13 protein-coding genes and 1 pseudogene are annotated in these 20,063 nt (G+C 70.4%); 6 read left to right on the top strand and 8 right to left on the bottom strand.

Translation table 11 applies throughout. The features are described 5' to 3' along the window. Positions 1 to 198: 198 nt before the first annotated feature. Positions 199 to 1,023, top strand: a complete 825-nt coding sequence (locus OM076_RS42650) for a hypothetical protein (protein ID WP_270046318.1) — start codon at positions 199 to 201, stop codon at positions 1,021 to 1,023. Positions 1,024 to 1,117: 94 nt separating this feature from the next. Here the strand turns inward: OM076_RS42650 and OM076_RS42645 are convergent, their stop codons facing one another. Continuing rightward, positions 1,118 to 1,510, bottom strand: coding sequence for an NUDIX hydrolase (locus tag OM076_RS42645; RefSeq protein ID WP_270046317.1), 393 nt, complete (start codon positions 1,508 to 1,510; stop codon positions 1,118 to 1,120). 420 nt (positions 1,511 to 1,930) lie between these two features. Here OM076_RS42645 and OM076_RS42640 point away from each other — a divergent pair, with 420 nt between their 5' ends. Then, on the top strand, positions 1,931 to 2,503 hold the full coding sequence (locus tag OM076_RS42640) for a type 1 glutamine amidotransferase domain-containing protein (protein WP_270046316.1): 573 nt from the start codon (positions 1,931 to 1,933) through the stop codon (positions 2,501 to 2,503). A gap of 139 nt (positions 2,504 to 2,642) precedes the next feature. Here the strand turns inward: OM076_RS42640 and OM076_RS42635 are convergent, their stop codons facing one another. Continuing rightward, positions 2,643 to 5,594, bottom strand: coding sequence for a glycosyl hydrolase (locus OM076_RS42635; protein WP_270046315.1), 2,952 nt, complete (start codon positions 5,592 to 5,594; stop codon positions 2,643 to 2,645). A 387-nt stretch (positions 5,595 to 5,981) separates the two neighbouring features. Here OM076_RS42635 and OM076_RS42630 point away from each other — a divergent pair, with 387 nt between their 5' ends. Together OM076_RS42630 and OM076_RS42625 are read left to right on the top strand one after the other, a co-directional pair. Further along, positions 5,982 to 6,428, top strand: a complete 447-nt coding sequence (locus OM076_RS42630; RefSeq protein WP_270046314.1) for an ester cyclase — start codon at positions 5,982 to 5,984, stop codon at positions 6,426 to 6,428. A gap of 4 nt (positions 6,429 to 6,432) precedes the next feature. Continuing rightward, complete coding sequence (locus OM076_RS42625) at positions 6,433 to 6,924, top strand: hypothetical protein (protein WP_270046313.1); 492 nt, start codon at positions 6,433 to 6,435, stop codon at positions 6,922 to 6,924. A gap of 351 nt (positions 6,925 to 7,275) precedes the next feature. Here the strand turns inward: OM076_RS42625 and OM076_RS42620 are convergent, their stop codons facing one another. From OM076_RS42620 to OM076_RS42610, 3 genes and pseudogenes are all read right to left on the bottom strand, one after another. Then, positions 7,276 to 7,518 carry a nuclear transport factor 2 family protein gene (locus OM076_RS42620; RefSeq protein WP_270046312.1) on the bottom strand — a complete coding sequence of 81 codons (243 nt, stop codon included), beginning with the start codon at positions 7,516 to 7,518 and terminating at the stop codon, positions 7,276 to 7,278. Between the two features lie 622 nt (positions 7,519 to 8,140). After that, entirely contained in the window at positions 8,141 to 8,890 is a 750-nt protein-coding gene (locus tag OM076_RS42615; RefSeq protein ID WP_270046328.1) for an ABC transporter ATP-binding protein, read from the bottom strand. Positions 8,891 to 9,254: 364 nt separating this feature from the next. After that, positions 9,255 to 10,001 (bottom strand): annotated as a pseudogene (locus OM076_RS42610) (ABC transporter transmembrane domain-containing protein); the annotation flags it as partial. Between the two features lie 247 nt (positions 10,002 to 10,248). On the opposite strand from OM076_RS42610, the gene OM076_RS42605 reads away from it, so the two are divergent. Further along, complete coding sequence (locus OM076_RS42605) at positions 10,249 to 12,969, top strand: ATP-binding protein (protein ID WP_270046311.1); 2,721 nt, start codon at positions 10,249 to 10,251, stop codon at positions 12,967 to 12,969. 81 nt (positions 12,970 to 13,050) lie between these two features. On the opposite strand, the gene OM076_RS42600 is transcribed toward OM076_RS42605, so the two are convergent. Further along, positions 13,051 to 15,291: a GNAT family N-acetyltransferase gene (locus OM076_RS42600; RefSeq protein ID WP_270046310.1), complete on the bottom strand. Its 2,241-nt coding sequence runs from the start codon at positions 15,289 to 15,291 to the stop codon at positions 13,051 to 13,053. Here OM076_RS42600 and OM076_RS42595 point away from each other — a divergent pair. Then, positions 15,259 to 18,051 carry an AAA family ATPase gene (locus OM076_RS42595; protein ID WP_270046309.1) on the top strand — a complete coding sequence of 931 codons (2,793 nt, stop codon included), beginning with the start codon at positions 15,259 to 15,261 and terminating at the stop codon, positions 18,049 to 18,051. The genes OM076_RS42600 and OM076_RS42595 overlap by 33 nt on opposite strands. A gap of 63 nt (positions 18,052 to 18,114) precedes the next feature. Here OM076_RS42595 and OM076_RS42590 read toward each other — a convergent pair whose 3' ends face one another. Together OM076_RS42590 and OM076_RS42585 are read right to left on the bottom strand one after the other, a co-directional pair. Next, positions 18,115 to 18,402: a hypothetical protein gene (locus OM076_RS42590; RefSeq protein ID WP_270046308.1), complete on the bottom strand. Its 288-nt coding sequence runs from the start codon at positions 18,400 to 18,402 to the stop codon at positions 18,115 to 18,117. A 4-nt stretch (positions 18,403 to 18,406) separates the two neighbouring features. Then, positions 18,407 to 19,738, bottom strand: coding sequence for a cation:proton antiporter (locus tag OM076_RS42585; RefSeq protein WP_270046307.1), 1,332 nt, complete (start codon positions 19,736 to 19,738; stop codon positions 18,407 to 18,409). Positions 19,739 to 20,063 lie beyond the last annotated feature (325 nt).

Here is a 20,063-nt window from a genome sequence, read left to right as displayed (position 1 = left end):
GACGAACGCGCCAGGCGCGAAGGCCGATCCCACCTCGATGGGGGAGGGCAGAACGCAACGGGCCGTTGAGGGGACCGGTTGTCGCGCGCCGATCGTCGCTGCGAGGGTTAGCCGGTCCCACGCGGAGACCCGCTGAGGCGGCGAATCCGCGCACGACCGTCTCGGGTAACCACCCTCTGCCTAGGAGTCGAGCGCAACATGGACATCAAGATCTGGGTAGCGATCATCGGCGTTGTGTCGGCAGCGCTCACGAGCGCGCTTGCCTTGTTCGGGGCCCGGCAGCAGGCCCGTCGCGAGTTCGTCTCAAAGACCGACCTCGCGGAACGGGACTTCGTCGCGAAGAGCGAACTCGCGAAGCTCGATGACCAGCTCGCCAGAGAACGTGAGGAGCGTCACCAAAAACTCGATTCCGCAGCGGTTCTCGCACGCTATGGCGATCCACTCATTCACGCGACGTTCTTTCTTCAGCAACGTCTGTTTCAGATTCTGCGCGATGACGGCAGGGGCTATGGCCCGTACCTTCGCGGCGGCGCCCGCCAGGAGCTCGCGGTACGAAGCACGCTGTACCGCTTCGGCGAATACCTCACGTGGCGGGAGATTGTTCGCCGCGAGATTCAGTTCTTGCCGTTTGAGGACAAGGGTGAAAATCGCCGCGTTCAGCAACTGACGGGCGACATCTCGCGCACGCTCGCAACCGATGACGAAGGGTACGGGACGGACTTCATGTTGTGGGTCGAGGAGCAACGCGCCATTGCGGACCTCATGATCGTCACAAGGAGCGACGTCACGGCCTGTCTCGGGTTCGCGGATTTCATGGAGCAGTTCGACTCGAAGTTCGAGCGATGGTTCAAAAACTTCGGCGCAAGCCTGTCCGACGCCGACCCACCTCGACGTAGGCTCACCGATCTGTTCAACATGCTGCTCACCCTCGGTGACGCACTCGACCCAGAGAACCTGCGTTACTCGTGGCGAGAGTGGCAAGAGCCGAACAGCGACGGCAAGATGGTGGGCAAGCTGAGATAGGCGCCCACGAATTAGCCGGCTCGACCACCGTCGGCATACGCAGACATCGGAGGATCCCGGCCAGGCCCGCATCTGATCGTCGGAGAACGATGACTCAGCCGATCAGGCCGGCGGCCGTCAGGGCGGGGATGACGTGGTGCTCGATCGCCGGCGCAAGTCGTAGGGAGTCGGTGCGCTGCCACCAGTGCAGGCGCGCGAGCTCGCCGGCGGGCGAAGGGCGGCCCTCGAGCCGGGCGAGAAAGACGCGCATCCGCAGCTGCTGCCCGGGCTCCAGTGCAGCGGGCGCGACGACGTCGCACCAAGGCACCGCATCGACTGCAGCGACGCCGAGCTCCTCGTCGAGCTCGCGGTGCAGGCACGCGAGATCGTCCTCGCCGGCTTCACGCTTGCCGCCCGGGAGGTAGAAGATCTCTGGCGCCTGGCGTTTGGAGACGAGCAGGAGGCGGCGGTCTTCCACGATCGCAGCGGCGACGACGTCGATCGGCATGAACGGCGACGATGCCAGATCGCACCGACCGAACACGGACGAGTGGAACTGATCGCCACCCGATCCTTGTGCCGGCCGGCGACGTGGGCGGCGTGGACGGCTCGCCCGCCGTCGCCGCTCGTTTGAATCAGAGACGGTCAGCTACGACGACGCCCGCGCCCCGGTCCTGCGCGATCGGAGAGCCGTCGGGCTTGGTCTCGGACAGGAAAGGCAACAGAGCCGAGCACCGAGCGGGTCCACGGCGAGTCGACTTCGGTCGTTGAGACGGCGGGCTGGCGCAGAGAGGAAGCTGACTCCCGTTGGTCTCGAGGACGGCGCACTTGACCGTCGCGTATCGACGATGACGGCCGCGATGACATTTCCCATACCTGTTGGGCTACGCGGTGTGGCGTCGGGGGAAACGGTGGGTAGGGCCTGCCTATGGCACATGAATTGAAGGGCAAGAAGATCGCGTTCCTCGCCGCCGAAGGCGTCGAGCAGGTGGAGCTGACGGAGCCGTGGAAGGCCGTCGAGGCGGCGGGCGCAACGCCCGAGCTGATCTCGGTCGAGTCCGGCGAGGTCCAGGCGTTCAACCACCTCGACAAGGCCGACACGTTCCCCGTCGACCGGACCGTCGCGGACGCCTCGGCCGGTGACTACGACGGCCTGGTGCTTCCGGGCGGCGTCGCGAACCCGGACCTCCTGCGCACCGACGCGGACGCGGTGGGCTTCATCCGCGCGTTCTTCGAGCAGGCCAAGCCGGTCGGCGTCATCTGCCACGGGGCGTGGACGCTGATCGAGGCCGACGTCGTCCGCGGGCGGACGCTCACCTCGTGGCCGTCGCTGAAGACCGACCTCGAGAACGCGGGCGCGACCTGGGTCGACGAGGAGGTCCACGTCGACGAGGGCCTCACCAGCTCTCGCAACCCGGACGACCTGCCGGCCTTCTGCGCGAAGATCGTCGAGGAGTTCGCCGAGGGCAAGCACGCCGGCCAAGCCGCAAGCGTCTCCTAGATGGCGACCGCGGTCCTGGACATCGACGGCACGTTGGTCCGCGGCGAGCTCGAACGCGTCCGCGGTGCGCCTTGAACGCGCTGTCGCCCCGCGTCCGGCGGGCGCACGCTCGAGGCGTGTGCCCACCGGTCTCGCGTGGCTACCCGCGGGCGGGAAGCTTCGCCTCGCCGTACGGCAGGAGGCGGACGGGCCCGATCAGGCCGTAGTCCTGCTTGGGCCGGGCCGCGAACTCCGCGGGCCGGGTCACGCGCAGGCGGTTGAGCAGTGTCGTGGCGACCGTGACTGCGAGTGTGTTCGTGCCGGGGTGCAGGTAGCGGCCGAGGTCGATGCGCGTGTCGAGTTGGTCCACGGGTCCGATCCAGCGGCCGTTGACGGTCACGCGGAAGGAGCCGCCGACCTGGCCGAGGTCGAGCGTCCCGCCGCGCCAGCGTGATGGCAGTTTCAGCGTGGTCGTGTAGGTGCCGATGCCAGAGGCGTCGCTGATTGACGCGATGGCGCTCCACGGGCCGGGGGCCACGTCGTTGAGATGCCACTGCACGTGCTTGGTGGCGTTCGACGGCTGTCCCGGGCCGGCCGGCTGGTAGTCGTCGACTGAGAGCTGCCAGCGCGACAGGCCGATGGGATCCGGCAGGGCCGGGATCGTCGCGCTGAGCACGCGCCCGTCGCTCATCCGGGCCCTGTACCTTCCGCCCGTCGTGGCGCGGAGCACGAGCTTGCCCTGCTCGTAGCGCGCGTCATCGGCGGTGGTGCTCACGACGTGCGCTGCGTCGTCGTCGCCGACGGCCAGCACGATCGCCGCGTGTGGCGCGAGCGTCAGTGGCACGGTCACCGTCTTGCGTGTGCTGGCGTAACGGGCCAGCGCGGTCAGCTCGCCGTCCCAGGCGTTCAGCGCGAACGGGCGGCTACCACCCGAGAGGGTCGCGGTGCCGTCGACCGGCGCGCTGGAGTCGTTGTACAGCACGTAGACGTCGCGCCCGCGGTCGACGCGGTGCTGGGAGCGGACCGCTGCCGACGACGACGCCGCCGCGGGGGGCAGTCCTGCTGCGGCCAGGGCGCCGGGCACGTCGGCCTCGGCGGTGACGCGCCGGACGGAGGGCTGCGCGAGCAGTTGGCCGATCGCGGCGCGCAACTGGGCATCCGCAGCGGCCGGGTCGGCGGCGTAGCCCGGGATGCTCGACGGCGGATCGCCGACGACGATCACCGGTAGGCCGGCGCGGGCGAGCGCGGAGAGCTTCTGCGCAGTGGCGAGCGGCATGCTCGCCTGGTTGTCGAGGATGACCGCGCCGAAGTCCGGACCGTCCGGAGCCAGCCGACCGCCGCTCACCCGAATCGATGGCAGCGCGAGCGAGCCCGGGGTGATGTAGCCGTATGTGTAGCCGGCGGCGGCGAGGGCGGGATCGGTCCAGCCGCCGGTCACGTGGTCCAGGCTCTGGTTGTAGACCGCGACGTCGGTGCGGCGAGTGCCGGCCTGGAGCGCGGCCTGCATGCGCGCGTAGTAGCCGGACGTGTCCGTGGCCATCGTCCAGGTCGGCTGGCGCGGACCGAACGCCTCAGGGATGCCCGCGCCGAACGCATGGAAGCCGGGCCAGCGCGTCCAGTCGTCGGTCGTCGCTCCGTCAGCCGACTCCGGCCAGGTGGCGTAGGGGAATCCGTGAAAGACCATCTGGTTCGCGCCCGCGGCGTACTCGCCGTTGACCTCGCGCGCGACGTCCTGCTGCGTGTTGCCGTACACGGTGCCGAAGCCGCCTGGGAGCATCTCGTCGGACACGACCCGGTGGCCGGCGAGGTCGCTACCTGCGGCCATGGCGCGCCAGTCGTCGTCGTTGGGGCAGCCGAGCGTCTCGCATTCGACCGTGTCCACCGACGCCGCGGCCTGGCCGATGTCGATCGGCTCGCCGTAGGGCTGGGCGCGATAGCCGAGTCCGAGCGAGTGCGCGAAGCGTTGCAGCGGCGCCACGTGGTTCTCGAGATACAGATCGTTGAGCGTCTGATCCACGTCGCGGCGCACACGCCCGGCGACGGCGACGTCGGCGCCGGCGACCCCGAACGCGGGGATCGGGCCGGCGAACGGGTTCGGGTTCTCGTCGGCGGCGAGCACCGCCAGGAAGGGCCGCAGGTCATAGCCGCGGCGGCGCGCGAACTCCTGCAGGAACCCGGGCGTCCACGCCTGGGCGTGCTTGAGCTCGAGCGAGTCTTCGAAGATCGACCCGCCGGTCTCGCGCAGCAGCCGCCGGCTCTCGGGGGACAGCAGACCGGCGAAGTACGCGGTCATCGTCTGCGCGCCCTGGGCGCCGAAGTGATCGACGACGCGCGCCTCCGGGTCGGTGATGAGCATCGCGCTCGTGCCGAACGGCGCGTCGTTGCGCTGCGCGGTCCCGCGTTCCCACGAGCCGACGAGAACCCAGGCGTGCGCGTCCGGCGGCGTCCAGTCGAGTCTGCCGTCGTGCACGCGCGATGTGAGGTCAACGCGCGAGGCGAGATCGATCTGGAGCGGCTTCGCCGAGCAATCGTCCTGCAGGCAGCGAACCGCGGTCACGCCGACGAAGTCGGGCCGCGACGTCTTGGTCACCGTGGTGATCACGCCGGCCGTCGAGGTCCGGTCCTCATACGTGCGCGGGGCGGGCGCCGGCACCGCGCCGGAGAACCCGCCCGTGACCACCTGCAGCCCGTAGGTCAGCTCCTTGGAAGCCGCGGGACCGTTGACGTCGAGTCCCGGGACTGCCGCCGGCCAGTGCGCGCCCAGCGTGACGTCGACCTGAAGCCCTCGCTGCGCCGCGCGCCGCAGCACCGTCTCCACGGCGCGGTTCCAGCGCGGTGTGCCGTAGCCGTACTTGTCTGGATCGACCGGGTAGGTGACCGAGTCCATGACGTCGGCGATCTCCACGCCCTTGTAACCGGCCGCGGCGATCTGGTCGATCTCGGACGTGAGCTCGCCCTCGTCGACGTCGGCCCCGGGCCACCACCAGCGGAACATCGCGCCGCTCGCGCGGCTGGCGGGTACGTCGAATCCGTGCGCAGGCGCTGCCGCCGGCGCGGCCGAGCTCAACACAAGTCCGGCCAACGCGGCTAGGCCGAGGCGTCGTCGGTTCATCTCTCCCCCTCGTGTGCGGCGGCGAATCGCAGTCCACCACTTATGGACACAACATCACGAATTGTGCACAGTTTGGAGGAAACGTCAAGCGAACGTGGTTGCTTATGGGCTCGCGTCGTGGGCGTATGCCCAATTCCGCTCTCGAACGCACAGCTCAGGCACCGCTTCCGTCGAGTCAGCCGCGTAGGGCGTGCGATCCGCGGAACGCTGACCCATACGCGTCATGGCTGCCAGCGCGCAGGCGCTGCACCCGGGCGGGCCTGAACGGCGATTCAGGCCCGCGACCTCACAAACGGCATCGCCGCGGCGTTGACCCACCTGAGGCCGCGATGCGACCCGAACGCCGTCGCCGGTGCCTCGCCCATTCCCTTACCAGGAGGTTTCTTCATGTCTGTCGAGGACAACAAGGCGGTCGTCGTGCGCTGGTTCACGCACTTCTGGGGCGCTGACTTCGACCCGGCGATCATCGACGAGCTCGCCGCGCCCGACATCCGCTTCGAGTACTCGTTGCACCAGCCGCTGCGCGGTCGCGACGCGGTGCGCGAGTTCGCGTTGCGGTTCCGTGAGGCGTTCCCGGATCTCGGCTTCGGCGCGACCGCGGAGCTGATCGCCGAGGGCGACTACGTCGTCGGCCAGTGGAAGGGCGGCGGGACGCACGCCGGCCCCGCGTTCGACGACCTTCCGATCGGGTCGTTGCCGGCGGGCTCTGGCAAGACGATGCAGTTCACCGGCACGACCGTGATCAAGGTCGTCGACGGCATGATCGCCGAGGAGGTCGGGCTCGACGACGGTGTCACGGTCCTGCAGCAGCTGGGGCTGATTGCGGCCGCCTAGCGCGATGGGACCCACGCCCACGAACGCCCGCGAGCATCTGGCCTCGCTGGGCATCGACCATGGTCGGCTCTCGCACGGCGATCTCGTCATGATGAGCTACTCGCTGCGCGGGTGGCAACTCGTGCCGGTGACGCCGGCCGACGCGCCGCCGATCGTCGCCCGCGTATGGCTTCTGGCGACGGTGAACACGCGCGGTCGCTACACCGCCCCCGAGCGACCGGGACACCCCGCCGACCTCGGGGACGGCGGCGCGCTGGTCGACTCGGTCGTCTTGATGGCGGTGCTGCAACGCCACTTCCTGTCGCGAGCCGAACCCGGCTGGGACGACGCCACATTGGCCGGCGATCTCGGGCTGGCCACAGACGATCTCACGCGTGCGCAGATCGTCCTCGACGCGGTCCTGGAGCTCCCGCTCCACGGGCCGCGGCCCGCGCTCATCGGCCCGCACTGGTGGCGGGCGAGGAATCATCATGTCACTCCGCTCCAGCCGAGCTGACCTGATGATGCTGCGCCGCTATGGCCGAGTGCTCACCAACCAGCAGATCGCCGAGGCCGTTCGGCGCACGCCCACGTACGCGACGACCGCCGAATGGGTGAACGGCACCGCTGTTGTGCTGTGGCACGCTGATTCGGGGTCGCGGACCTGCAGGATGAACGGCACGAATCCGCGACACGACCGCCAGTAGATCGGGTCAAATCGAGCGTCCTGCCTGGATGGCCGTGGACGTTGTGGCCCGACCGCCCAGCGTCGCAACCGTGGACACTGCGGGCGGACGGAAGGGAGACAACCGTCGAGCAAGAGCCAGACCCGCGGAATCGTGCCACGCCTTCGGCGGGCGTCGGCGGGTCATGGCTCGCGCTCGAGAACGAGGCGTGCAGTCTCGAACGGCGCCAATGCCAAGCGCACGCTCGTCGGAGGCCAGAGCCGGTCCTTGTCCCAGTATTCGCGCCAGGATCGAATACGGCCATCCTCGCCGAGGGTCATCCAGATCACGTAGTCCTGCACATACGGCTTGCCCGTCTCGACCCAGCGAGCTTCGGCGTGCACCTCGGCGACATACAGATCTCGCGTGACGTCGTCGATGACCACCGCGCCTCGAAGCTCCAGTCGTGCCACCGGCGCGGGCCGTCGAAGTACGCCACGAGGCGCTCGACGCCCGCGATACGCGAAGTCATCCCCGGAGGCGCATACGGGAACTCCAGCAGCGTCTTCAGTGCCGGCGCGCTCGCCCTCGAGCGGCTCGGCGGTGGTCCTCGGGATCTACGCCATCACCCACAAATAGGCCGACGCATGGTCGGCGGCGGTCCACGTGGAAACCCGCAACCGATGTCATGGAATCGACTCGTTGGGCTGGCCTTCCGGTCAGTTCGCTCAACGTTGCCTGAGCGTCGCGGTTACGTTTGTGCCGGGCGTTCGGACATGGACCCCGGCAAGACGCCACACGGAAGTTTGACCCGCTTCCGTGGTTGCGGTGCGTGGGCTCGGCATCCCCTCCGCCGGGCTCACGCATCGTCCGCTCGGGCCGACGGTCGATCGGGTCCGCCTGTCGTGCCGACGAGCCCGCGCTCGCCGCGAGGAGAGCGCGCGCCGAGCGGTCAGCGATCCCGCCGCGCGCGTCGAACGACCCATGCTCAACAAGCGTCCGCTGCCAGAGTCCCCCGGGTTTGCGCACCGCTCCTCGCGCAGAGAAGCACTGAGCGGGAGCCTGGCTCTAGGTGGTGAGGACGCTGCGAAGTTCGGTCGGGACGTCGCCTACCCAGGGCGGTTCGGAAGCCTGGAGGATCGGGACATGTGTGTCTGGACGCGCTCGCTGGCTCGAGGGCCGGCAAGGGTTCCCGTTGGCCAGAATGACGCCGTCGCTGCAATGCGCTTCGACGACCCCGTTGCCGAACTGTTCCTCGTACAGCCGCGCGTACAGGCCGCCACGCGCAAGAAGCTCGTCGTGGGTGCCGCGCTCGACGATCGTGCCGTCCTCGACGGCGAAGATGACATCGGCGTTTCGGATCGTCGAGAGGCGGTGCGCGATGGCGATCGTGGTCCGGCGTTGGATGAGCGACTCGAGTGCCTGCTGAACGGCGCGTTCGCTTTCGGAGTCCAACGCGGAGGTGGCTTCGTCGAGGACGAGGATGGGCGGGTCTTCGAGGATCACGCGCGCGATCGCCAGCCGCTGGCGCTCTCCCCCGGAGAACCGGTAGCCGCGCTCGCCGACGATCGTGTCGTAGCCATGTTCGAGCTCGGTGATCCGTTCGTGGATGAAGGCGGCCTTCGCGGCCGCCACGATCTCACCGTCGGTGGCGGTCGGTCGCCCGTAGCTGATGTTCTCACGCACCGTCCCGCCGAACAGATAGCTCTCTTGCGTGACGACCCCTACCGCGCGGGCGATCGTCGCCGCTGTGAGGTCGCGCACGTCGTGACCGTCGATGGTGACCGCTCCTCGCTCGACGTCGTAGAGCCTCGGAATCAGATACGAGATCGTCGTCTTGCCCGGAGGGGCCGATCAGCGCCGCAAGCTGCCCAGGCCTGACCAATATCGAGACGTCGCGCAGCGCCTCATGCGGTGCGGGTGCTCCCCCGCCCTCGCCGCCGCCGTATCGAAACCCGACGTGCTCGAGGGCGACCTCGCCTCGAATCTCGCCGACGTCGATGTCGAGCGCGTCGCCTCGGTCGGTGATTCGTGGCTGCAGGTCGAGCAGTTCGAAGATCCTCCCGAACAGCGCCAGCGAAGATTGAACGTCGACCGAGACCTGCAGCAACTGATTGATCGGGAACAGCAGCCGGGTCTGCAGGGTCGTGAAGGCAACCAGCGTCCCGGCCGAGAGGTCACCGTGGGTGCCCTGGAGCCCGGCGACCAGATAGACCAGCGCCGGACTGATTCCGAAGAACGCCTGGGTGACCGCGAAGAACGATCGCCCGACGATCGCCTGCCGGATCTGCAGGTTGGCCTGCTTGGCATTCTCGGCGCGATAGCGGTCAACCTCGTGCGCTTGTCGCCCGAACACCTTGGCCAACAGGATCCCGGACACCGACAGTGTCTCTTGGGTGATCGAACCCATGGCCGCCAGCGAAGCCTGAGCATCGCGACGAGCCTTTCGCCGGGCCCGCCCGACCCGCCGGCTGAACAGCACGAACACCGGCGTCGCGGCCAGCGAGATGGCCGTCAGCAGCGGCGAGAGCAGAAGCATCGCCGCCACCGAGGACACCACCGCGACAACGTTGCTGACCACCGAGGACGCAGTCGAGGTGATCGTCGTCTGAACCCCGCCGACGTCGTTGGCGAGCCTCGACTGGACCTCCCCGCCACGAGTTGCCGTATAGAACGCGAGCGAGAGCCGCTCCAGATGCTCGAACAGGCGGTTGCGAAGCTCCTCCAGCACCCGGTTGCCCACTACCTCGGTCAGATACGTCTGGGCGACGTTCAACACGCCGTTGACGATCGGGATCGCGATCAACGCAGCGACCAGCGGATACAGCATCTCGAGATCCGGACCGCCCTCGACGAACAAGGCGTGGTCGAACACGCGACGGACCAAGAGCGCGCTGATGACGCTCAACACCGACGTCACCAGGATCATCGCCACGATCAGCGCCAGCACACCCCGATGGGGCCGAAACAGACGCAGGATCCGCCGGCCCAGATGCGGCGGATCGGCCTGAGGAACCGATGCGATCATCGCTCGAGGCTAACCCCCGCAGACGACGCCTCTTCGAAGAACGCCACACCGAATCGGGCTGAAACGCAGCGAATGAGCCGGAATTGTTGCGGCGGGGCTCCCCGGGTCCTCGCCGCGCGACGGGCCCGAGTGTAGGTTTCGTCGCGCCATGACCGCGCGCCCTCCGCCGGTGTTGCTGGGCCGAGCCGCCGAGCTCGAGCTGCTCGAGCGGATGCTGCGCAATGTGCACGGCGGCCAGAGCGCGGTACTGGTGATCCGGGGCGAGGCCGGGGTCGGCAAGACTGCTCTCGTCGATCGCTACGCGGCCCATGCGTCCGCCTTTCGGGTCGCGCGGGTCGCCGGCGTGGAGGCCGAGATGGAGTTCCCCTTCGCGGCGGTGCATCAGCTCTGCGCCCGCATGCTGGACCGGCTCGACGTGCTTCCAGAGCCGCAGCGCGACGCGCTGAGCGTTGCGCTGGGCCTGTCGCCCGGGCCTTCCCCGGACCGCTTTCTGGTCGCCCTGGCGGTGCTGTCGCTCTTGAGCGCGACGGCGGAGGAACGGCCGCTGCTCTGCGTCGTGGATGACGCCCAGTGGCTGGATCGCGCCTCGGGACAGATCCTCGGCTTCGTGGCACGACGGTTGCTGGCGGAGTCGGTCGCGCTCGTCTTCGCCGTCCGCGAGCCGGCCGGCACGCCCGAGCTGGAAGGGCTGCCCGCGTTGCTGCTCACGGGGCTGGGCGAGGACGACGCGCGCGCGTTGCTGGCGAGCGTCCCGGGGCGCCTCGACGATGAGGTGCGTGACCGGATCATCGCCGAGATGCGTGGCAACCCGCTCGCCCTGCTGGAGCTGCCGCAGCGCACGCTCGCGGGCGGCTTCAGCCTGCCCGCGGGGACCGATCTCCCAGATTGCCTCGAGCAGCAGTACATGGAGCGCGTCCGCGGGCTGCCCGCACCGACGCAGCGGTTGCTGCTGCTGGCGGCGGCCGAGCCGGCCGGGGATGCCACGCTGCTCTGGCGCGCGGCCGAGATCCTCGGCATCGGAGCCGGCGATGCCGCCCCGGCGGAGGAGGAGGCGCTGGTGGAAGGCGGCATGCGGTTCCGCCACCCGCTGGTGCGCTCGGCGGCGTACCGGACCGGCTCACCGGAGGAGCGCCGCATCGTCCATGCCGCGCTGGCGGAGGCCAGCGATCCGATCCGCGCCGCCGATCGCCGGGCGTGGCATCGCGCCCTGGCGGCGAGCGAGCCCGACGAGGAGGTGGCCGCTGAGCTGGAGCGCTCGGCGGGTCGCGCGCACGTACGCGGTGGCTTTGCCGCTGCCGCGACGCTGCTTGAGCGGGCGGTGGAGTTGACGCCCGATCCCGCGAGCCGGGCGCAGCGCGCGCTGGCGGCCGCCGACACCAAGCTGCTGTCAGAGGACTCAGACGCGGCGCTTCGCCTGCTCGGGCAAGCCGAGGCCGGACCGCTGACGCCGCTGGCGCGCGCACATGGGCGCCAGTTGCGCGGGCGGATCGCGTTCGGCTCCAGGCGTGGCCGCGAGGCTCCGCCCCTGCTGCTCGCGGCCGCGCGTGAGCTCGAGGCGCTCGATCCGGAGCTGGCGTGGGACACGTACCTCGTCGCGCTGTTGGCGGCGCTGCTCGTGGGTCGCATGGCCGATGAGGTGGACATCCAGGCGGTCGCTCAGGCCGTGCGCGCCGCCTCCCCGCTCCGGCCGCGGCCGCAAGATCTCCTGCTCCAGGCCTTGGCGGTGGCGATCACGGATGGGCAGGGCGTCGCCGCCCCGCTCCTGAAGGAAGCCGTCGGTGCGTTCCGGACCGTCGAGATGCCCGACGCGCAGGTGCTCCGCCTGCTCGGGGTGGCCATCTACGCCGCTGAGGCTCTGTGGGACGAGGACGGCATGCTCGAGCTGTCGCGCCGGTGCATCGCGCTCGCTCGCCAGACCGGCGCGCTTCGCGCGCTGCCGATCACGCTCGGCTTCAAGGTGCGCCTGCACCTCTTCTCCGGCGAGCTCGGGGCGGCGGCGTCGCTCGTCGACGAGATCGCCGCGATCGCCGCGGCGATAGGTCGGGGGCTCCCGCCGTACAGCGCGGTCGCGCTCGCCGCTTTCCGCGGCGACGAAGCCGAAGCCGCGGAGTTGATACGCGCGGTCCGCGCGGAAGCGGGCGCGCGTGGCGACGGCTACGCCCTGACGCTTGTCGACCACGCCGAGGGCGTCCTCTACAACGGGCTCGGTCACTATCGGAAGGCGTGCGAAGCGGCACGGCGGGGCGCAGCACATCCGCACGAGCTCGCGCTCTCGACCTGGTCACTGCCCGAGCTCATCGAGTCTGCCGTGCGCAGCGATCAACCCGAGCTTGCCGAGGACGCGATGCAGCGGCTCGCGCGGAGTGCCGGCGCGGACGGCACCGACTGGGCGCCGGGGATCGTGGCCCGCTCTCGCGCGCTGGTCAGCGAGGACGGCGACGCCGAGGCGCTCTATCAGGACGCGCTGGACCGCCTCGGGCGCACGCGTTTGCGCGCGGAGCTCGCCCGGGCGCACCTGCTCTACGGCGAGTGGCTGCGCCGCCAGGCTCGCCGGGTGGACGCCCGCGAGCAGTTGCGGGCGGCGCGCCGGATGTTCACCGAGATGGGGATGGAGGCGTTCGCTGAGCGCGCTCGGCGCGAGCTGATCGCCACCGGCGAGACGGTTCGCAAGCGGGCGCCCGAATTCCGCGACGAGCTCACGCCGCAGGAGGAGCACATCGCACAGCTCGCCCGCGGCGGCCTGACGAACGCGGAGATCGGCGGGCAGCTGTTCCTCAGCCCGCGCACCGTCGAATGGCATCTGAAGAAGGTGTTCGGCAAGCTCGGCATCAGCTCGCGCCGTGCCCTGCACGATGCCCTGCCGACTTGAGGGCCTCGCTGCGATTCGTCATGCGAGTTTGCGCCGCTAGAGATGGACTTCGACCGGGCCCGTGGTTGCGGACTGCGCCGCTTAGAGGTCCTTTTCGAGCCAGGCGTCGCGATGGCCGTCGACCACGTGCGCCTCGATTTCGCGGTACCCGGCGGACGCGTAGAGGCGGCGCGCTTCCGCGAGCGCCTCGGTGGTCAGGAGGCGTACGTGGCGCGCGCCTCCGGCGGCCGCGAGCGCCTCCAGTTCGGCCAGGAGGTGGCGTCCGTGGCCATGGCGCCGAGCTTCGGCGGTCACGAACATCCGCTTGATCTCGACCACTCGGGGGCCGAGCGGGCGCATGCCGCCGCAGCCGACGGGGCGCTCGTCGGCGTAGACGACCAAGAACGCCGCGCCGGGCTCATCGAAGCTGCGCTCGCTGGCGAAGATCGCCTCGGTCGGTGCAAACGCTGGGCCGAGCCGCTCGCGCACGAGTTCGAGGTACTCCTCGAACAGGGCGCGTGCCGCCGGGCTGCCGGCAGACTCGCGGCGCAGGAGCGCGGGAGAGGGACGCACGACGAGGACGGCGACGTCGTCGTGGCGCTTGTTCGCCCAGCGTTCGGCGTCGGCATGGACCAGCTCGGCGAGCGACTGCGGGGCGAGGACGCGGGCGTGCTCGGCGAGCAGCGACGGGAGCCGGGCGTCGCCGAAGAATTGCCCGTCGTGGCGCGCCTCGAGCAGTCCGTCGGTGGCGGCGAAGAGGGTGTCGCCGGCGGCGAAGCGAACGCTTTGGTCGGTGTGGCGTCCGTCCTCCTCGATACCGAGCGGGATGCCGGTGGCTGCGAGTTCCTCCTGGCTCCCGTCCGCGCGCAGGATCCGCGGTGGCGGATGGCCGGCATTGCAGAAGCGGAGCGTGCCGTCGCACGCGATGCCGAGGAACGCGGTGGCAAAGCTCGAGGCAGGGAGCCGACGATGAAGGATCCGGTTGGTCTGTGCGAGCACCCCGGCCGGATCGTGGGTATCCCAGGCGCGGGCCTCGACGAAGAAGCGCACCATGGCGCTCATCGCGGCGACCTCCAAGCCTTTGCCACTGACGTCGCCGATCAGGATCGCGAGCGCGCCGCTGGGGAGCTGCCAGACCCCGAAGAGGTCGCCGCCACCGACGTCGTGGCCGACGGGCTCGTAGACAAGGCCGACCTCGACGCCCGTCAGCGCCCGCGGCGGCTCGGGCACGAACCCGCGTGTGAGGGCGTTGACGATCCGTCGCTCGCGCTGGAAGTCGAGCGCGTTGGCGATCGCCCCGGCGGCGCTGAGCGCGAGCGCGGTCAACCGCCGCAGCTCGTCCGCGCCGAAGTGGCCGGGCGCCTCGTGCGCGGTGCTGAGCACGCCGAAGATGCGGCCCGCGAGCGCGACGGGAACGTGCGCGAAGGACCCGACAGGCTCGTGCTCGATGCCCCACTCTGCGTCTTGCTCGCCGCTGAGGCAGGGCTCGCCGGTCAGGGCGACGAGGCCGGCCGTGCCCTCGCCGACCGGCACGCGGGCGCGCGCCTCGCGAGCGGAGCACCCCACGTTGGCGACGCCACGCAACTCGCCGACGGTCGGGTCGAGGCGTAGGAGCAGGACCTTCGTCGCGCCGGTCAATGCGCCGGCGTGCTCCACGATGGCGCGATTGACCGTGCTGGGTTCCAGCGACGCCGCGACGGCCTTGGACGCCCGGTTGAGCAACTGCTCCTCCTGGGTGCGCAGGGATTCGCGCTCCAGCAGTTCCGAGCGCTCGAGCGCGAGCCCCGCCAGCCGCGCGAACACCTCGACCGCTCGAAGGTGCGTCTCGCCCAGCGGCTCGCTGGGTGGGTGCGAGGAGATCACCAAGACACCGAGGGTTCGCTGCCCGGCCGTGCGAACCGGGCAGGAGATGAACGAGCCGCTGCGGTACCACTCCCAGGCGTACGCGGCGTGCTCGGCGTCGAGCCGATCGGCCAAGCGCTCACGCAGCGCGTCGGCACCCGGCCAGACCTCCATGCGCTCGATCAGGAGCGCGCTGCCGCGCTCGATGGCGGCCTCGGTGACGCCGGCCCGGTGGGGATCGTACGGCCGGGCCAGCAGTGGCCCGAATGCCCGCCAGACCTCGACCGACGCAAACCAGGCGGCGGCGGGGCGGATCTCGTCGCCCGGCTTCTCGACGACCTCGAACGCCACACCGCTGACGTCGATCAGCCCGCGTACCTGGGCGATGATCTCCTCGAGCGTTTCGCGCAGCCACCCCTGCAAGCCCTCGGCATGCATGATCCCGGTGTCCGTCGAGGCGGTCGAAGTTTGCGTCGGGTTGCTGATGCGTTCCCCTTTCACGCCGACCCTAGATCACCCACCGCCGACTGCGCAACAACGCTCGACCGCTGCCCCTGGCCGTCCGCGCGCGGACCTTCGGCGCTCGCGCGCTGTGACGGGACGGTTGCGGCGGGTGGCGCGGCGGGGTTAGGGTCGTGCTGGATGGATGTGGCCGGAGAGGTCGCGGTGGTTGGTCGCCGCGCAGAAACGGCTCGGCTGACGGAGTTGGCGGGCCGGATGGCGTGGGGCGCCCCCGCGCGGGTCGTGCTCGAGGGTGAGGGCGGAATCGGGAAGACGGTCCTGTGGAGCCGCGGCGTCGAGCTTGCGCGTGCGGCGGGGGCACGGGTGCTGAGCGCCAGCGCGAGCGCGGCAGCGCGCGAGCGGCCGTTCGCCGGGCTCGTGGACCTGGCGGACGGATTCTCCGGCCGGGTGGTGGCCGGCCTGCCGGCACATCAGCGCGGTGCGCTCGCCGCGGCGCTCTCAGCCCCGGGCCAGGAACAGCCCGTCGCGGACGAGCTCGCCGTCAGCCTGGCCGTGCTCGAGGTGTTTCGAGGCATGAGCGCCATGGGACCGTTGGTGGTGGCGGTGGATGACATCCAATGGCTGGATGAGGCCACGGCTCGGGTGCTGGCCTACGCGCTGCGCCGGGTCAACGCACCCGTCGGGCTACTGGCCGCGGCGCGCGCAGGCGCGAACGGTCCGGGGCTGGTGGTGCTCGAAGGCCTCTCGGTCGAGCGGCTCACGGTCGAGGGGCTCGGCCCGGCGGCGATCGATGCGTTGCTCGCGGCGCGGCTAGGCCGCCGGTTCACGCCCCCGGTGCTTCGCCGTCTGGTCGAGCTCGTGGGAGGCAATCCGCTGCACGCACTGGAACTGGCGCGTGCGCTGCCAGCCGACGCGCGGCTCGCACCGGGCGAGCCCTTGACGGTCCCGGAAACCCTGGCCGGCTTGCTCGAACGGCGACTGAGCATCCTGCCGGAATCGGCGCACGCCTGGCTCGCCGCGCTGGCGGTCTCGCCACGTCCGAGCCCGGCACTGAGTGAGCGACTCGAGGTGCATCTTGGCGACGCGCTCGCGGCCGGGATCCTCGAGACCGACCGGCGCGGCCAGCTGCGATTCACCCACCCGCTGCTCGCCGCCGCGGCCCACGGACTGGTCGACGATGTCCACCGTCGCGCGATCCACCGACGGCTCGCAGAGCTTGCCGACGATCCCGAGCAACGTGCCGCACAGCTCGCGCTCGGCGCCGAGCACCCCGACGCGGAGGTCTCGGACGCACTCGATCACGCCGCCGCACAGGCGCACCGACGAGGCGCTCCGGCCGCCGCCGCCGAGCTGGCCGAACAGGCCGCACGGCTCACGCCGCCCACGCAAGACGGGAAGCGCCGCGCGCGTGGGCGGACGGCCGCCCTCTATCACGTGCATGCGGGAGACGGCCCCCGCGCGCGCACGCTGTTGAGCGCAGTGATCGACGAGCAGGCGCCCGGACCGGAACGAGCGCGCAGCCTGCTCGATCTCGCCGCGATCTCCGAGCAGACGACGCGTGCGATCTCCCTCGCGGAGCGCGCACTCGCCGAGGCCGGCACCGAACGGACGCTTCTGGCCTCGATTCACCAACTGCTTGGGAGCGCGTTCGGGATGACGGGCGACCTCGACCGATGGGAACAGCACGTCACGCTCGCCGCGCGGTTGGCCGATGCGAACAGCCCGTCGCTTGCGGCGGGCGCGATGTCGGAATGCGCGCTCGTGCGCTTCCTACGCGGCGGCGGCATCCAACGCGAGCTCGGGAAGCGTGCCGTAACGCTCGCGCGTGCGGCCCGTGACGGCGAGTCGATCACCACACCGCTGCTGGACGCGCAATTCAACCTCGCGATCCAGCTGTTGATCGCCGGCGAGCTCGACGAGGCGCGCGCGCTGATCTACGCGCGCCGCGACCGTCCCCGTGAAGGGGACGCCGTCGCACAGTCCGCCCTCACCGCGGAGGCCAGTTGGTCCTCCTACCTGCTCACCGAACTGGAGTTGCGCGCCGGTCGCTGGTCCCTCGCCGATCAGCACGCCGAGGCCGCGGCCGCCGCGGACGCCTCGCGCAGCGCCAACCTCCAGGCGTCGACGCTGCTGGCGCGCGCGCTCGTGGACGCACACCGGGGCCGCGTCGAGCACGCCCGCGACGCGGCCACGATCGGCCTAGAGGTCGCCCGTGCCGGGGGCGAGCAGCTGTTCGTCTGGCTGCACGAAGCCGTGCTCGGCTTCATCGCCCTTTCGCTGCAGGACCCGCTCACCGCACATCGGCATCTCGGTCCCGTCGTCAACGCCCTACACGGCCACGGGTTCGTCGAACCGGCGCTCCCAGGCGCGGCCCCGGATGCGATCGAGGCCCTCATCGCCCTCGGAGAGTTCGCCGCCGCACGGACGATGTTGCATGAGCTGCACGCGACCGGCGAACGCCTGAATCGTCGCTGGGCGATCGCCTCGGCGCTCCGCTGCCGTGCGCTGCTCGCGTCCGCCACGGGCGACCACGAACGCGCGATCGCCGCCGCGAACGCCGCCATCCAGGCACACCGGCAGCTCGCAGACCCATTCGCACGCGGCCGGACGCTGCTTGCACGAGGCGCGATCCTCGGACAGGCAGGCCAACGCCGCGACGCGGAACACGCCCTCGCCCAGGCCCGCGCGCTCTTCACACAACTCGGCGCGACGCTCTGGATCGTCCGGGCGGATCGCGAGACACGACGACTCAACGACCGGGCGCCGACCGCCAAGCAACGAGCCGAGACGCGCGGATGACGAGAACGAGCGGTCCGCCGGTTCCGGCGCCCTCGCTGTTGGCCTGTGCGTGCTTGGAAGGGCCTACCGAGGCCGTGTGGGATCGGCCGATGGCGTCGGCGCGCGGCACTCGAGCCGCGCTGTCAGATCGGCGATCTCCTGCGTCAGGTCTGCGATCTCGCGCCGAAGTCGGGCCACGTTTCGGCGCTCGTCGACGAGGTCGGCGGCGAGGCTGCGCAGCGCTGACCCGAGTCGTTGGGCGCGCAGCTCCGGTGCGGTTCTCGGCTGCACCGGCGTGGTGTTGGGAGTCATCGGCGGCCTCTCCCGGGCATGCGCGCCGACCTCGAGCAGCTGAACGGGTCCAATCGCCATCGCTCTATCTCCTTGAGATCCGATTAGGGGGATATCGCCGAGCCGCGGAGTCGGTCGGGTCGGCGCCCTGCGGTGCAGGTCCGCGGGCGCGTGTGACGTCGGTCGGGGCGCTCTCCATCGGCGGGGCCTGATCGCGCGGGTGCTGCTCGTACCAGCGGGCGTAGCGGTTGGCGAGAGGGGCCGCGGTGAGGCCATGGGCGAAGACCGACAGGCCGACGGTCAGGTAGATCGCGAGGACGATCAGGTGCTCGTGGGGAAGATTTGACTCCTCGACGACGATCACGGCGAACACGATCGATGCCAGGCCGCGGGGGCCGAACCAGCCGAGGAAGCCGAGCGTCGGCGTCCTGGCCTTTGTTCCCAGCATGGCGATGGCGACCGGGAGCATCCGGACCAGCGTGAGGCTGAGAACTGCGTACAGCGCGAGCTCCCAGCTCAGCTCACCGAGTGCGGGGCCGAGCAGGATGGCGCCGAAGAGCACGAAGGTGACGCCGTTGAGGACGTTGCCGAGCTGCTCGCTGAGCTCATTGGTGTGGCCCGGGTCGCGTCCGAGCACAAGCCGGAAGGTCATGCCGGCGACGAACGCGGCGATGAATCCCGATCCGCCCAGCGCGCTGGCGGTGCCATACGCCAGCGCCGCTCCCGACGCCGGGATCACCTGCCGCCACGCGTCTGCGATCAGCTCGCGGCGTCCGGCGTGGATGATGATCGCCGCGACCACGAGCCCGCCCACTACGCCGCCGATCACGCCGTAGCCGATCTCCTCGAGCAGCAGTGTGCCGGCGCTGCGGCCCTCGGAGATCTCCGATTCCACGTCTGCGACAGCCACGGCCGCGAACAGCAGTGGGACGCAGATGCCGTCGTTGAGCCCGCTCTCGACGTTGAGTCCCTGGCGGATCCTTCCCGGGATGCGCGGCTCGGTCACGACTGCCTGCCCGAGCGCGGCGTCGGTCGGTGCCAGTACCACGGCCAGGATCACGGCTTCTTCGACGGTCAGCTGGTCGAAGATCGCGAGCGCGGCCAGCGTGCCGAGCGCGATGGTCAACGGCAAGCCGATCCCGAGCAGACGCTCCGGCACTCGGATCTCGCGCCTGAGCTGCCCGAGATCGATCCGGGAGGCATCGCAGAACAGGACGAGCGCCAACGTCGCCTCCGCCAGCGCGCGCACGGTCGCGCTCGAGCTCTCGAGATCGATCCCGCCGAGCACCTCGGGGCCGACGAGGAGCCCGACCGCCACGAACACGATCGCCGGCGTCACCGGCGTCCCGGTCAGCCGGCGCGAGACGGCCGCGACGGCGAGCAGCGTGAGCGCCACGATGGCCAGAGCCCACGTCACCGGGGGCGTCCGTTCTGGCGGTCAAACAGCGGCGCGTGCGGCACGAGGCCGACCAGCAGCCACGACCCGAAACCGAGATTCCTGGGCCCTCCAGGAGCGGAAGCCTGGATGTTGCGCTCCGGCGCCATCGATCAACCCTCCTGTCCGTCCGTCGCTGATTTGTGGTCAGCGATCATCTGCGGGTCACCACGCGCTGGCATCACCCTGTTGGCATGGAATCCCGGTTGCGCACGCTCTTGGTGCCCGAGATCGGCGGCGCGTCCAGGTCACGGGTCGCGCAACTCGAGGGCGGCCTCGACGTCGTAGCCGAGCGCGAGCGCGAGCT

It is taken from the genome of Solirubrobacter ginsenosidimutans, assembly GCF_027587205.1.
The sequence above is the reverse complement of the archived record's forward strand: the minus strand, read 5'-3'. Positions and strand labels throughout refer to the sequence as shown.

Coding starts and splice junctions, on each gene's coding strand:
- OM076_RS42650 (WP_270046318.1), top strand. CDS start 199: ATGGACATCAAGATCTGGGTAGCGATCATCGGCGTTGTGTCGGCAGCG.
- OM076_RS42645 (WP_270046317.1), bottom strand. CDS start 1,510: ATGCCGATCGACGTCGTCGCCGCTGCGATCGTGGAAGACCGCCGCCTC.
- OM076_RS42640 (WP_270046316.1), top strand. CDS start 1,931: ATGGCACATGAATTGAAGGGCAAGAAGATCGCGTTCCTCGCCGCCGAA.
- OM076_RS42635 (WP_270046315.1), bottom strand. CDS start 5,594: ATGAACCGACGACGCCTCGGCCTAGCCGCGTTGGCCGGACTTGTGTTG.
- OM076_RS42630 (WP_270046314.1), top strand. CDS start 5,982: ATGTCTGTCGAGGACAACAAGGCGGTCGTCGTGCGCTGGTTCACGCAC.
- OM076_RS42625 (WP_270046313.1), top strand. CDS start 6,433: ATGGGACCCACGCCCACGAACGCCCGCGAGCATCTGGCCTCGCTGGGC.
- OM076_RS42605 (WP_270046311.1), top strand. CDS start 10,249: ATGACCGCGCGCCCTCCGCCGGTGTTGCTGGGCCGAGCCGCCGAGCTC.
- OM076_RS42590 (WP_270046308.1), bottom strand. CDS start 18,402: ATGGCGATTGGACCCGTTCAGCTGCTCGAGGTCGGCGCGCATGCCCGG.